The organism is Buttiauxella agrestis ATCC 33320 (assembly GCF_000735355.1).
Lineage (GTDB): Bacteria > Pseudomonadota > Gammaproteobacteria > Enterobacterales > Enterobacteriaceae > Buttiauxella > Buttiauxella agrestis.
On sequence record NZ_JMPI01000022.1, the window covers coordinates 490,047 to 504,335 of the forward strand.

At 50.6% G+C, this 14,289-nt stretch carries 13 protein-coding genes; 6 read left to right on the forward strand and 7 right to left on the reverse strand.

What is annotated here, in order from left to right:
• Nucleotides 1–62 precede the first annotated feature (62 nt).
• Together ymdB and GBAG_RS06995 are read left to right on the forward strand one after the other, a co-directional pair.
• Nucleotides 63–587, forward strand: a complete 525-nt coding sequence (gene ymdB, locus GBAG_RS06990; RefSeq protein WP_034494476.1) for an O-acetyl-ADP-ribose deacetylase — start codon at nt 63–65, stop codon at nt 585–587.
• Entirely contained in the window at nt 550–2,025 is a 1,476-nt protein-coding gene (locus tag GBAG_RS06995) for a phospholipase D family protein (RefSeq protein ID WP_051873653.1), read from the forward strand. Before ymdB ends, GBAG_RS06995 begins: the two co-directional genes overlap by 38 nt.
• A gap of 34 nt (nt 2,026–2,059) precedes the next feature.
• On the opposite strand, the gene mdoC is transcribed toward GBAG_RS06995, so the two are convergent.
• The gene (gene mdoC / locus GBAG_RS07000; protein ID WP_034494477.1) at nt 2,060–3,208 is read right to left on the reverse strand and encodes a glucans biosynthesis protein MdoC; all 1,149 of its coding nucleotides are present in this window, start codon (nt 3,206–3,208) and stop codon (nt 2,060–2,062) included.
• A gap of 294 nt (nt 3,209–3,502) precedes the next feature.
• Between mdoC and mdoG the strand changes: the two genes are divergently transcribed.
• The 3 genes from mdoG to GBAG_RS07015 all read left to right on the forward strand — a co-directional run bounded on the left by mdoG (nt 3,503) and on the right by GBAG_RS07015 (nt 7,900).
• Nucleotides 3,503–5,038 (forward strand): glucans biosynthesis protein MdoG, encoded by a 1,536-nt coding sequence (mdoG, locus tag GBAG_RS07005; RefSeq protein WP_115631858.1) that lies wholly within the window; start codon nt 3,503–3,505, stop codon nt 5,036–5,038.
• Nucleotides 5,031–7,571, forward strand: a complete 2,541-nt coding sequence (mdoH, locus tag GBAG_RS07010; protein ID WP_034494478.1) for a glucans biosynthesis glucosyltransferase MdoH — start codon at nt 5,031–5,033, stop codon at nt 7,569–7,571. Before mdoG ends, mdoH begins: the two co-directional genes overlap by 8 nt.
• 110 nt (nt 7,572–7,681) lie before the next feature.
• Nucleotides 7,682–7,900, forward strand: a complete 219-nt coding sequence (locus tag GBAG_RS07015; RefSeq protein WP_034494479.1) for a YceK/YidQ family lipoprotein — start codon at nt 7,682–7,684, stop codon at nt 7,898–7,900.
• Between the two features lie 3 nt (nt 7,901–7,903).
• On the opposite strand, the gene GBAG_RS07020 is transcribed toward GBAG_RS07015, so the two are convergent.
• The 3 genes from GBAG_RS07020 to GBAG_RS07030 form a co-directional block, all read right to left on the reverse strand.
• Nucleotides 7,904–8,278, reverse strand: a complete 375-nt coding sequence (locus GBAG_RS07020; RefSeq protein WP_034494480.1) for a MysB family protein — start codon at nt 8,276–8,278, stop codon at nt 7,904–7,906.
• A 227-nt stretch (nt 8,279–8,505) separates the two neighbouring features.
• Nucleotides 8,506–9,738, reverse strand: a complete 1,233-nt coding sequence (gene mdtG, locus GBAG_RS07025) for a multidrug efflux MFS transporter MdtG (protein WP_034494481.1) — start codon at nt 9,736–9,738, stop codon at nt 8,506–8,508.
• Between the two features lie 157 nt (nt 9,739–9,895).
• Nucleotides 9,896–10,816, reverse strand: coding sequence for a Kdo(2)-lipid IV(A) acyltransferase (locus GBAG_RS07030; RefSeq protein WP_034494482.1), 921 nt, complete (start codon nt 10,814–10,816; stop codon nt 9,896–9,898).
• 232 nt (nt 10,817–11,048) lie between these two features.
• Here GBAG_RS07030 and trhO point away from each other — a divergent pair, with 232 nt between their 5' ends.
• Complete coding sequence (gene trhO, locus GBAG_RS07035; RefSeq protein WP_034494484.1) at nt 11,049–12,098, forward strand: oxygen-dependent tRNA uridine(34) hydroxylase TrhO; 1,050 nt, start codon at nt 11,049–11,051, stop codon at nt 12,096–12,098.
• 38 nt (nt 12,099–12,136) lie between these two features.
• Here trhO and solA read toward each other — a convergent pair whose 3' ends face one another.
• From solA to dinI, 3 genes are all read right to left on the reverse strand, one after another.
• Nucleotides 12,137–13,264 (reverse strand): N-methyl-L-tryptophan oxidase, encoded by a 1,128-nt coding sequence (gene solA / locus GBAG_RS07040; protein WP_034494485.1) that lies wholly within the window; start codon nt 13,262–13,264, stop codon nt 12,137–12,139.
• A 139-nt stretch (nt 13,265–13,403) separates the two neighbouring features.
• The gene (gene bssS, locus GBAG_RS07045; protein ID WP_034494486.1) at nt 13,404–13,658 is read right to left on the reverse strand and encodes a biofilm formation regulator BssS; all 255 of its coding nucleotides are present in this window, start codon (nt 13,656–13,658) and stop codon (nt 13,404–13,406) included.
• Nucleotides 13,659–14,013: 355 nt separating this feature from the next.
• Nucleotides 14,014–14,259, reverse strand: a complete 246-nt coding sequence (dinI, locus tag GBAG_RS07050; protein ID WP_034494488.1) for a DNA damage-inducible protein I — start codon at nt 14,257–14,259, stop codon at nt 14,014–14,016.
• Between the last annotated feature and the right edge of the window lie 30 nt (nt 14,260–14,289).

Sequence of the window (14,289 nt, forward strand, 5' to 3'; positions counted from 1 at the left end):
TGATATACGTCTGCTGTTCGGTAAGTTTAGACTACTATCAAAGACTAACTGGAGGTTTCCCAATGAGTGAAAGAATGTCGGTGATACAAGGTGATATCACCCGCGTCGAGGTTGATGTGATTGTCAATGCGGCGAATTCATCCCTGATGGGGGGCGGCGGCGTGGATGGTGCGATTCATCGTGCAGCGGGGCCTGCGATACTTGAAGCGTGTAAAGTGATTGTGCGCCAACAGGGCGAATGTGCGCCTGGACATGCGGTGATTACTGAAGCCGGAAATATTCCTGTTAAAGCCGTCATTCATGCCGTTGGCCCGGTGTGGCAGGGCGGCGAAAAGCACGAAGCCCAATTGCTTGAGCAAACCTATCGCAACTGCCTGGACTTAGCGGCTGCCAATGGTTATCGCACGATTGCGTTTCCGGCAATTAGCACGGGGGCTTACGGTTATCCAAAAGATGAGGCCGCAAAAATAGCCATTGATACTGTTTATCGTTATATCGGCCTGCGTCCGTTACCGGAACAGGTGATTTTTGTCTGTTTTGACGACGAAAATACGCAAATATATCAACAGCTTCTTGCCCAACTCTAATTTGAAAAACCATCACGCTACACGCCTGGGAAAGGCGATCACCCCCACGCTTGCTGAGCACCCAGGTCTGAGTGGTATCCATCCGCTTGCTGATAGCCTCGACGCATTTGCAGCACGTTATTTACTGTGCGGTATGGCGGAGAAAACGCTCGATATTCAGTACTACATCTGGCAGGACGATATGTCGGGGCGGCTGTTATTTAGCGCGTTACTGGCGGCGGCAGAGCGCGGCGTGAAGGTTCGCCTGTTGCTCGACGATAACAACACCAATGGTCTGGATGACATTTTAAAATTACTCAATTCTCATCCGCAGATTGAAGTCCGGCTGTTTAATCCCTTTTCATTTCGCCTGTTTCGCGCCATCGGTTATCTGACTGATTTTGCCCGGCTCAACCGCCGAATGCACAATAAGTCGTTCACCGTTGATGGCGAAACGACGATTATCGGTGGTCGTAACGTGGGTGATGCCTACTTCGGCGTGGGTAAACAACCGCTATTTTCAGATTTAGACGTGTTGGCTATCGGCCCGGTCGTCGGCGAAGTGAGCCAGGATTTTGAACGCTACTGGAACAGTCAGTGTGTCTCGACGCTGGAAAAAGTGTTGGATGTTGACCCCGATGTTTTGCATAACCGTGTGCAGCTGCCTGACGACTGGCGTGATGATCCGAAGGCGCGACGCTATCTTGATCGACTCACAACCAGCCAGTTTGCGACTAACCTGGTTTCCCGAACCCTCGAAATGTACTGGGCAAAGACGCGTTTACTGAGCGATGACCCGCGTAAAGGGCAGGGAAGGGCGCGTAACCACACGCTATTACCCCAGCGCCTGATGAATGTGATAGGTATGCCGGAGCAGGAAATAGACATTATTTCCGCCTATTTCGTGCCAACTCGCGCCGGTGTAGCGCAAATGTTAGGCCTGGTGCGTAAAGGAGTGAAAATCGCGATTCTGACGAACTCGCTGGCTGCCAATGATGTTGCGGTTGTTCATGCGGGATATGCACGCTGGCGGAAAAAGCTCCTGCGCCATGGCGTCGAGCTTTATGAATTAAAACCTGAAAATGATAATCCTCGCAGGCTGCGTGACCGTGGCTTGACCGGTAATTCAGGTTCCAGCCTGCATGCCAAAACCTTCAGCGTCGATAAGCAAAAAGTGTTTATTGGCTCGTTCAATTTTGACCCGCGCTCCGCGATGCTTAATACCGAAATGGGGTTTGTGATTGAGAGCGAAGCGCTGGCACTGAACATTCACCAACGGTTTACGCAGAGCCAGAAAGAAGCTGCATGGGCGCTGCGTTTAGACCGTTGGGGGCGAGTGAATTGGGTTGAAACTAGCGATGACAAAGAGTTTGTCTGGAAGAAAGAACCGCACACCCGCTTTTGGCAGCGGGTGTTGGTGAGATTGGTTTACAGGTTGCCGATTGAGTGGCTACTGTGAAATTTGTGTCGGATGACGCTGGCGCTTATCCGATCTACGAAACTTTCACTGCCACATTCTGCGGTTTGCCGGAGAACAAGAAGCGCAGCAAGGGAATTCGCAGGTGGATTTCATAAAGCGCGACTGCAATTCCCACGACAAAAATTAGCCCGGTTATAAAGCCCAACGCGTTTGAATGAATGTGCGGCGTGATGTATGCGCCGAAAAACAGCGTTAACGGATGGTGCACCAGATAAATAAAAAGCGAGGCATTGACGAAATAGGTGACGCGCTTTGACTGGAAGTTAAGCAATTTATGGCCAAGTGAAAACACCACATTAACCATCCACAAGCCCATCACCATCGTAATCACGCTTTCTGTTTCATACATCCACGCATCGCCGCTGCCATAACGCTGATTGAGCAAATAGGCGACAAAGGCGAGGGCAGCACCCACTGCGCACCATCGCGAAGGGGTCGTAAACAGCGCTTTTAGCTGGGGGCGAACAAACACTAACGCACCGAGCATGAAGAATGGCAGGTAAAACAGCGTTTGCATGACCACGAAATTAAATAAACCATCGCTTAAAATTGGCGAATAAATAATAAAAATCGTGCGGCGAATGGCGCCGTATAAAATACCGAATCCCAGAAACGCGATTGAGAGCTTTCCTAAAGTGATTGCGGATTGATTATTTTCTGAGGTATCAGCCAGACGTTTTTTCATTTGTTGAAACAAAAATAAACAAACGGTAGTCAGCACGACCATCACTAATAAAAACCACAGGTGAGAAACCAGTTCCCACACCAGCGTGTTGTACTTTTCGTAAGGGGTCAGGCCGGGCCAGTTTTTGGCTTTATCATTCACCTGTTGCAGCATTAAAAATTGCGGCAGAGTTAACAGTGGAATGGCGGTTAACATCGGGATACCAACACGCTCCACACGCACTTTCCACCAGCGTTTAAGCGGGTAGCGCAAAAAAAGCATGTAAGAGAAATAGCCTGAAATGACGAAAAACACCTGCATGCGGAAGGCGTGTATAAAGTCATTGAAAAGGGTTAATCCCCATGAGGCTTCGGCGCTGTTGACGTGCCATTGGTGGCTTGAATAGATGAGCGAGATGTGGAACGGGATGCCTAAAAGCATTAACCAGGCCCGAATTGAATCCAGGAAAAACTCGCGTTGCTGTGGTGCTTTACTCATAATACTCCAGACATTATCGGACGAATCGCCTTATCCTTAAGAACATATCCCAATAGGCTTGAAGTCCCGAACGGTATCAATTCCGTGGCAACCCTACACTAACCGTGACATCCTGTCTCCTGGATGCACTCTGAAAGCGTAAGCAGTTGTCTTTTTTTGCTTAAAGGCTGAGCCGCCGCGCTGAACAATGCGGGTAATTGGTTGTCGGAAAGCAGAAGTTTCCATTAAAATGGATTGGATTGATTTAAGCACACAAAGGGGGATGTGCTGGTTAATATGAAACATAAACTAAAAATGATGAAAATGTGTGGGCTTGGTGCCGCTGTAATGCTGTCACTTTATACCACCTCGGTTTGGGCCTTCACCATCGATGATGTCGCAAAACAAGCGAAAACATTAGCGGGCAAAAGCTACGAAGCACCGAAAAGCAATCTGCCATCGCTCTTCCGCGACATGAAATATGCGGACTATCAGCAGATCCAGTTCAATCATGACAAAGCCTACTGGAGCAAGTTAAAGACCCCATTTAAGCTTGAATTTTATCATCAGGGTATGTACTTCGACACCCCGGTTGCTATCAATGAAGTGACAGCAACAGCGGTTCATAAGATCAAGTACAACCCGGATTACTTTAATTTCGGTAATGTAAAACACGATAAAGACACCGTGAAAGATCTCGGCTTTGCCGGGTTCAAAGTGCTCTATCCGATCAACAGCAAAGATAAGAACGACGAAATTGTCAGCATGCTCGGGGCGAGTTATTTCCGTGTGATTGGCTCAGGTCAGGTTTATGGCCTGTCTGCTCGTGGTTTGGCTATCGATACGGCTTTGCCTTCTGGCGAAGAGTTCCCACGTTTCCGTGAATACTGGATTGAACGCCCGAAAGCTGGCGATAAAACGCTGACCCTTTATGCGTTGCTCGACTCCCCACGTGCAACGGGTGCGTATCGCTTTGTGATTACCCCTGGGCGTGACACCGTCGTTAACGTGCAGTCGAAAGTTTATCTGCGCGATAAAGTCGGCAAACTGGGCGTGGCACCACTGACCAGTATGTTCCTGTTTGGGCCAAACCAGCCTTCACCTGCTACAAATTTCCGTCCTGAATTGCATGACTCTAACGGTCTGTCTATTCATGCCGGGAACGGTGAGTGGATTTGGCGTCCGCTGAACAACCCGAAACACCTGGCTGTCAGCTCGTTTGCGACAGAAAACCCAGTTGGATTCGGTTTGCTGCAACGTGGCCGTCAGTTCTCTCGCTTTGAAGATTTAGACGATCGTTACGATCAGCGCCCAAGTGCCTGGGTTGCGCCACAAGGTGATTGGGGTAAAGGTCGCGTCGAACTGGTGGAAATCCCTACCAATGACGAAACCAACGACAACATCGTTGCTTACTGGACACCGGATCAACTGCCGGAACCAGGCAAAGAGATGAACTTTAAGTACACCATTACCTTTAGTCGTGATGAAGACAAAATGCATGCGCCTGATAACGCATACGTTGCGCAGACTCGTCGCTCAACAGGTGATGTGAAACAGTCAAATCTGATTCGTCAGCCTGACGGCACGATTGCGTTTGTTGTGGATTATATCGGTGCGGACATGAAAAAACTGCCGCAAGACACACCGGTTACTGCGCAAACCAGCATTGGTGACAACGGTGAAATCGTTGACAGCCAGGTACGTTATAACCCGGTCACTAAAGGCTGGCGTTTGACCGTACGTGTGAAAGTCAAAGACGACAAGAAGCCGACTGAAATGCGTGCAGCGCTGGTCAATGGTGACCAAACGTTGAGCGAAACCTGGAGCTACCAGCTACCTGCCAATGAATAAGATTACTGATACTGCGTCTGATTACATTGATGCACTTGCGCTTTCTGCTGAGCAGAAGGCGGCGCTTCCTGCATCGAGTCTGCAAGCGGTGCACGAGGCGCTCGACGCGCTCGACGCGCAAGGGCACCACTATGACAGAGCTGATGATTCCCCTTTAGCTTCGGTAAAGGCCCGGCTCGAAATGAGCTGGCCTGGATCGCTCGGTGGTGAACAGCTGATCGAGGATGAAGAAGGGCGCACTCAGTTGCAGGCGATGCCAAAAGCAACGCGTTCTTCTATGTTCCCCGATCCGTGGCGCACCAACCCGATTGGTCGTTTCTGGGACCGTTTACGTGGGCGTGAAGTTAACCCTCGCTACATGTCGAAAGAAGAGGCTGAAGCCGAGCAGAAATGGCGTACCGTCGGGACCATCCGTCGATACATCCTGTTGCTGCTGACCATTTCTCAGACTGTGGTCGCAACCTGGTACATGAAGACCATTCTTCCGTACCAGGGTTGGGCGCTGATTAATCCTTCCGATATGATTGGCCAGGATTTGTGGGTGTCCTTCATGCAACTGCTGCCGTATGTCTTGCAAACCGGCATCTTGATCCTGTTTGCGATTCTGTTCTGTTGGGTATCAGCCGGTTTCTGGACCGCGCTGATGGGCTTCCTGCAACTGCTGATGGGCAAAGATAAATACAGTATCTCTGCGTCAACCGTCGGCGATGAGCCTATTGATCCGGCGAACCGTACCGCGCTTATCATGCCAATCTGTAACGAAGACGTAGACCGTGTTTTTGCGGGTCTGCGTGCGACGTGGGAATCGGTCAAAGCAACGGGCCAACAGCAGCACTTTGACGTTTACATCCTGAGCGATAGCTACAACCCGGATATCTGCGTTGCCGAGCAAAAAGCCTGGATGGAGCTGATTAACGAAGTGCAGGGCGAAGGGCAGATTTTCTATCGCCGCCGTCGCCGCCGCGTGAAGCGTAAAAGTGGCAACATTGATGACTTCTGTCGTCGTTGGGGCAACCAATATAGCTACATGGTGGTGTTGGATGCTGACTCCGTAATGAGCGGTGATTGCCTGACCAACCTGGTGCGCCTGATGAATGCTAACCCAAATGCGGGCATCATTCAGTCTTCACCAAAAGCGTCTGGCATGGACACCCTGTATGCGCGTTGCCAGCAGTTTGCAACACGCGTTTACGGGCCGCTGTTTACGGCGGGTCTGCACTTCTGGCAGTTGGGAGAATCCCACTACTGGGGTCACAATGCGATCATCCGCGTAAAACCGTTCATCGAGCACTGTGCGTTAGCGCCACTGCCAGGTGAAGGTTCATTCGCCGGTTCAATTCTGTCGCATGACTTCGTAGAAGCCGCTTTGATGCGCCGTGCGGGTTGGGGCGTGTGGATTGCCTATGACTTGCCGGGTTCTTATGAAGAACTGCCACCGAACTTGTTGGATGAACTCAAGCGTGACCGTCGTTGGTGCCACGGTAACTTGATGAACTTCCGTCTGTTCCTGGTAAAAGGTATGCATCCGGTTCACCGTGCGGTATTCCTGACAGGCGTCATGTCATATCTGTCCGCGCCGTTGTGGTTTATGTTCCTCGCGTTATCGACTGCCTTGCAGGTGGTGCATGCGTTGACGGAACCGCAATACTTCCTGCAACCGCGCCAGCTGTTCCCGGTGTGGCCGCAGTGGCGTCCGGAGTTGGCGATCGCGTTGTTTGCCTCCACCATGGTGTTGCTGTTCCTGCCGAAGCTTCTGAGCATCATTTTGATTTGGTGCAAAGGCTCGAAAGAGTTCGGTGGATTCTTCCGCGTAACGGCTTCTCTGTTGCTTGAAGTGCTGTTCTCAGTGCTGCTGGCTCCGGTGCGCATGCTGTTCCACACCGTATTTGTGGTCAGCGCGTTCCTCGGTTGGGAAGTGGTATGGAATTCACCGCAGCGTGATGATGACTCCACACCATGGGGCGAAGCGTTTATGCGCCACGGTTCTCAGCTTCTGTTGGGTCTGGTATGGGCGGTGGGGATGGCATGGCTGGATTTACGCTTCCTGTTCTGGCTCGCGCCAATCGTGTTCTCACTGATTCTGTCGCCGTTTGTGTCGGTGATTTCGAGTCGTGCGACCATCGGTTTGCGTACCAAACGCTGGAAACTGTTCCTGATCCCGGAAGAGTATTCTCCTCCGCAGGTGCTGGTGGATACCGACAACTACCTGAAGCTCAACCGCAGCCGTACGCTGGATGATGGCTTTATGCACGCGGTGTTTAACCCGTCGTTTAACGCCCTGGCAACCGCCATGGCTACTGCGCGTCACCGTGCAAGCCAGGTGCTGGAAATCGCCCGTGACCGTCACGTTGAGCAGGCGCTGAACGAAACGCCTGATAAACTCAATCGCGATCGTCGTCTGGTGCTGTTAAGCGACCCGGTAACGATGTCTCGTCTGCATTATCGTGTGTGGTCGAACCCGGAGCGATATTCCTCCTGGGTGGATAGCTACAAAACGGTGAGCCTGAACCCTGAGGCTCTGCCGACGAAATAATGCGAAATACGCGTTATCAATGCCGACCTTCGGGTCGGCATTTTTTTGCGCTCAGGCAACCGGCGGTTATACTCAGCCGGAAAAACAGGAGAGACAATTTGTTAAGAGTGATGGTTGTGATAGCGATGGCGTGCGTGCTGAGCGGGTGTGGCAGTATTATCAGCCGTGCAGTTCCGGGGCAGGGACATGGTAATCAGTATTACCCCGGTGTGCAGTGGGATGTGCGTGACAGCGCATGGCGCTATATTACCGTGCTCGATTTACCGTTTTCTCTGGTATTCGACACGCTATTATTGCCCATTGATGCCAGCCACGGGCCTTACGAATAGGTGTTATCTTTCATCCCATTCATCAGCCGCCGTCTGCCCTTCCTCGGTATCCAGAGGCGGCTCAAGTTGAAATTCACCTTCATCCCATTCATGTAGCGTATTTTCTTCAATCCATTCCTGACGTAACTCGATTTCATCGTAGTCACCGTCGAAGACACTTTGCGCAGCCTCACCGCTGACCATCGGCAAACATTCCCCGTCCTCGCTGTCATCAGCGAAGAACTCGGCCTGCCACATAATATCGCCGTCCTGAAGAATGTATTTCTGAATGTTCAGCTGCGAAACGCTGGCACTCTCTTCATCAAGTTCAGGGTTGTCTACAAGGAAAAGCTCGCGTGCGGCATCAATCGCCTCTTCTAGCGTCGCATACAGACTCATACTCATCTCCTTTTGTTACAGGTCAGGGAGCGCGCTACAGCGCATTTTCAAGTTAATTGTTGACGCTCTTAGCAAAGTTGCAAGTATGAGATTTAATCCTCGTCGAACTTCGAGTTGTCTCTTTGTTGGCTGCGTTCACTCACCCCAGTCACTTACTATAGTAAGCTCCTGGAGATTCTTTCACTTGCCGCCGCGATACAACTCGAATTACTTAGAGGATTAGGGCGTTAATCTTCCAAAACACGGGTGCGATCGGTCGGGCGGCGCAGGCTAATCCATGAGTAAAGCGCATTGAAGAGGACGACGCAGGCGGTGACTAAAAACACCGTCCGGAAGCCGTAGCTGGCTGAAACAGCTGCCCCGATTAACGGCCCGGTGACGTTGCCAATATCGCGGAAGGACTGGTTGTAGCTAAAGATACGTCCGGCAATTTGGTTGCTGGAGTTGTAAATAAGCAGGGTTTGAACGGCTGGAAGCAGTGCGCCATCAGCCGCACCGAGCAGGAAACGCAATATGCCCAATTGCAAAGGCGTTTGTACCATCGACATTGGGATCAGCAGCAGCACTGAAATCACCAGCGCACAAATTAAAATTCTCTCCGGGCCAATTCTGTCACCCAGTTTCCCCAGTCGCGGCGCACTAATCAATGCTGCAACACCCGGCACCGAGGCAATCATGCCGCTGATAAAGGCCAGGTTGCTGACATTCCCCGCCAACTCACGCACATATAGCGTCAGAATCGGTGCAATCGAACCGGTCGCTACCTGAATAATCATCGTGGTGACAAACAGACTCAGCACCAGTTTTGGGTTTTTCAGCGAGGTGAGCACCTGGCGTGCGTGCAGCATGTCTTTCTTATGAACCGGAGTAAATTGCTCACGAATACAAAAAAGTGTGAAAACGAAGCAGGTAAATAGCACGGCTGCCGTAATGAAAAATACCGGACGAAGACCGTAGGTATCCGCCAGAAAACCGCCGATCATTGGCTCGAGTAATGCACCGCTTACGCCACCCGTTGAAAGTGTGCCGAGTGCCCAACCGCTTTTATGACGGGGAACCTGGGTAGCAATCAGCGCGTTCGCATTAGGGACAAATCCACCTAACAAACCGAGCAAGGCGCGCAGAGCTAAAAATTGCCAGATATTGCTCGCAAAGCCCATTAACACCATCACGATAGACATACCCAATGCGGAACGCAGCAGCATTATTTTGCGCCCTTTGCGGTCGGCAAGCCCTCCCCAAAACGGTGACGCTATCGCAGAGAACAGAAAGGTAATGCTGAAAACGATGCCCGACCACATATTCAGGGCGCTGTGGCCCGTCACACCGAGGTGTTCGACATACAGGGGAAGAAAAGGCATAACCAGGCTGAATGCGACGCCGGTCAGAAAACACCCAAGCCATGCGACGGTAAGATTTCGTTTCCAGTTGATAGTGCTAGTGCTCTCGGGGAGAGTCATAAAACTCCAGTTCGGTGCAAAGAAGATGTGCTGAGGAATTATTACCTTGCTAATTATGCGCCTGTAAGCGGCAGGGAGGCAACGTTTCTGAAACCGTATTTTAGAACGAATTAGGGCGACCTGGCGTCGCCCTATGACTTAATCGAATAGAGAGAGATTAGTAGCGCGCAGGCACACCCTCAGGGCGTGTTTTGAAGCGGCGGTGTAGCCACATATATTGCTCTGGGGCCATCATGATGCATTGCTCGATGATTTTGTTCATCCAGATTGCCGTGCCTTCCGGGGTTTCCAGCGGCGGGGAAAACTCTGCGGGGAGAATAATTAGCTCATACCCTTTGCCGTCCGGTTTACGGCGTGGAACCATCGGGACAATCGCGGCACCTGACATACGTGCAAGAGTGTATGTCCCCATGGTGGTTGCCGCCTCATCTACGCCAAAGAACGGGACGAAAACACTGCCGCGCGGGCCGTAGTCGTGATCTGGCGCGTACCAGATGATTTCGCCCTGTTTGAGCGCACGAATCATCCCTTTAAGATCTTTGCGGTCAATCATGCTTTTGTTTGAGCGCATCCGGCCCCAGGTTTGTAGCCAGTCAAGAAGGGGGTTGTCATTGGGGCGGTATACACCGATGCCAGGCGTATTCATACCAAACATTCGCGCACCAAGTTCAAGCGTCAGGAAATGAATACCGATGAGCAGCACGCCGCGTTTGGCCTCTTGCACCGCATGGATTTGATCTACGCCGCTGACGTCGCACCAGCGCTGAATACGCCAGGTTGGCCAGAACCAGGCAATGCCGGTTTCCATCAGGCCAAGACCCACGGACTCAAAGTTTTTATCCAGATAGACCTCGCGCTCTTCCGCCGTTTTATGTGGGAAGGCGAGTTCAAGATTGCGACGGGTAATTCTGACGCGGCGTTTCATAAAACGCCTGGCGAGTTTGCCGAGGCCACGCCCAAGTCGGTAAATCACTGGGTAGGGGAGCAGGGTAATTAAATAAAGTAAGCCAATCCCAAACCAGATTCCCCAGTACCGGGGATGAAGTAAAGCGCGCGAGAATTGCGGTAAGTTCGTCATGTAAAACCTATAGTGACGGCAAATGCCGGATCTTCTTGAGTAAGTCTATTGTGACATTAAATATGAGGCAGCCAAAATTAACAGTAGCAGAGTGTTTGATATTGCACCGTTTGTTGTTTCGGTTGCGGATAAATGAGGAAAATGTAGCGTAAAATACAGGGATGTAAATTAACGTTAATTGCTTTATGATGCAGCCCACTTTTTTCCTGTCAACGATTGCCGAGCGAACACCATGCCAGTGTTACACAACCGCATATCGAATGATGAATTGCGCGTGCGCATGTTGGCTGAAACCGAGCCACGCACCACAATCTCATTCTATAAATATTTCACTATCGAAGAGCCGCAAGCTACGCGCGACGCGCTTTATCTGGCGTTTACCGCGCTGAATGTTTTTGGCCGCGTGTATCTCGCGCATGAAGGGATCAATGCGCAAATTAGCGTTCCGCAAAGTCGGGTCGATGCCTTCCGCGAAACACTTTACGGATTCCATCCTGCGCTCAATGGCGTGCGTCTGAATATCGCCCTTGAAGACGATGGAAAATCATTTTGGGTACTGCGCATGAAAGTGCGTGACCGTATCGTTGCCGATGGCATTGAGGACGCGTCATTTGATGCCAGCAATGTCGGCGCTTATCTGAAGGCCGCGGATGTTAACGCGATGCTCGACGACCCGGATGCTGTGTTTATCGACATGCGTAACCATTACGAATATGAAGTGGGCCATTTCCAGGATGCTATGGAAATTCCTGCGGACACATTTCGTGAACAGTTACCGAAAGCGGTCGATATGTTGCAGGACGACAAAGACAAAAAAATCGTCATGTATTGCACCGGTGGGATTCGTTGTGAAAAAGCCAGCGCCTGGATGCTGCATAATGGCTTCAAAAATGTTTATCACATCGAAGGTGGGATTATCGAATATGCGCGCCGAGCGCGTGAGCAAGGTATCCCGGTGCGTTTTGTCGGCAAAAACTTTGTCTTCGACGAGCGTATGGGCGAGCGCATTTCTGATGATGTGATTGCCCACTGCCATCAGTGTGGGACAGCTTGCGATAGCCACACCAACTGCAAAAACGACGGCTGCCATCTGCTGTTTATTCAGTGCCCAGCTTGCGCTGAGAAGTTTGCTGGCTGCTGTAGTGACATTTGCCGCGAAGAGTTGGCGCTTACGCCAGAGGAACAACGTCGCCGACGTGCAGGCCGTGAGAATGGCAATAAGATTTTCAATAAATCCCGTGGGGTTTTGAACACCACATTAGGGATCCCGGATCCTGAGTGATCTGTGTGGGTGGATACAAACGTATCCACCCATGTTTCTTATTTCAATGAATTAAAGCGTGAAAGGGAAAACGGCTTAAGGTCGAAGTTCGACTCGTTGCCCAGCGCAAACTGACAGGCGATTTCCCCCAGTACCGAAGCGAATTTAAAACCATGCCCGCTTAAGCCCGTGATGATCATCGTGTTGTCATGATCCGGAAGGGTATCAATAATAAAATCTTCATCCGGCGACATATCATATGTGCAGGCCGCGCCATGCATACAAACCCCGACGCCTGGCATTATCTGGCGTAAGAAGCTGAACACTTCACTACCGTCAGTGGCAACGGCGCCAAATGGTTTGCGTTGCTGTGGCTCGCTAATAATCTGCCCGCCATCATGTTTGCCCAGTTTGAGTTCGTTATCCTCACCTGCCGGGAACCCGTAATACTGGCTGCCATCAGGCAATTGGGCGGTAAATGCGGGGAAGTTATTGCTCTCGCTATAGCGTCCATCAGCCTGGTGCCAGCTAAAGATTTTACGCACCGGCGTCACCGGCAAATCTGGCAGCAATTTTGTGACCCAGGTTCCGGCACTGACCAAAAGTTTATCAGCGGTAAATTCACCTTCTGGCGTCTGAACCACGACACCTTCAGCGGTATGGCGAATGTCCGTCACCGGGCAGTTAAATAGTTGTGCGCAACCGCCCTGATTTGCCAGACGGATATAGGTCTTCACCGCCAGCTCGCTACGCAATACGCCAGAATCTGGCTCAAACAGGCCAAGATACTGTTCCGGGACCGTGATTTGCGGCCAGCGCGTCATCACTTCCTGGGCTGTGAGCGTCTCAAGCGGCAATGACCAGTTTTGCGCGCTGCTTTGTACCGTGGAGATAAACGCTGAATCTTTTGGCCCGAGATTAATCACGCCCGTGCGATGGAACACTTTCTCACCGCTGATCTCCTGCAACGCATCCCAAAGCTTTTGTGCACGTAACACCAGCGGGACATATTTTTCCCCTTCACCATAAGCGTGGCGCATCAGACGTGTATCGCCATGATGGCTACCTTGCTGGTGGGGAGGATGGTGGCTATCAATCATTAACACGTTTAAACCGGAGTGAGTGGCATAGCACCCGGCGGCTGCGCCGACAGAACCACTACCGACAATGATAAGGTCATAATGCATGGTGCTTTTTCTTCCCTCTGGCAAAAATTAAATTATATAGCAGAGTAATTAATTCCTCGCGGGCTGACAATTAAGCGAGGCCTGAATAATAAAAAAGGCACCTCAACGGTGCCTTGCGTTATTTGGGTAGCATCGGCAATCAATGCTTACGATAATCGTTTACCTGGTAATCACTAGATTCAATCTTAGCAATGCCGGCTTCTAAAATAGAAATAAATTGCCGGGCAACATCCGTGGTCAGCCATAAAGTTTGACCGATTTCAGTTTCGTCGTTCTTTTGCGTATTCGAGGTCAGGTAGTGCAGGCGAAGCATCAGCGCGTCATAGCTATCTACGGTGCTGATGTCCCATCCGACTAAGGGATGGGTCTGGATAACATCACTATTTTTTTCCATCATAACCCCTTTTATACGTGTGTTTAAGACAACGGTTCGCGAGGTTTAATGCTTGTTTAATGTGAAGCCAGTTAAGTATATCAATGATTAAGCTAATTCGACGGAGAAATAAATACCTTGCAACACAATTTTTACATAAAAGCGTGTATTTGGACGATTTTTAAGCAGGCGGATGTTTGTTGATATCAGTCAAATCTGAGTTGTGAGCGGGAAGGGAAATATTTAAAGAGTGAAATTTAAACAATAAAAAAACCGGATGCCGACACCCGGCATAAAAAATAACGAGGGAAAATTATTTTGGTGATGGTATGAAAGCAGCGGTACAACATTGAATTTGCCACTTCCAGGATGGTTTTTAATCCGCAGCAAACCAGTCGTCGGCGCTTTCCCAGGTTTCTTGCAATATTTCGCTAATACGATCGCGAGTTTCTTTGCTGGCCCCTAACACTGAAAGGTTGTTAGCAGCGGCATAACGCACCTGAACATGGCTTTCGTCTTCAGGATAATACTGGGTAATACGGCGTGAGAGTTCATTGGCAAGCGCATCAACAGCGCCTGGCGGCAGAGATGTAGTTTTGGCAATAGTGACTTCAATACGCATAATAGCCCCCTGTATAATATACTGGATATT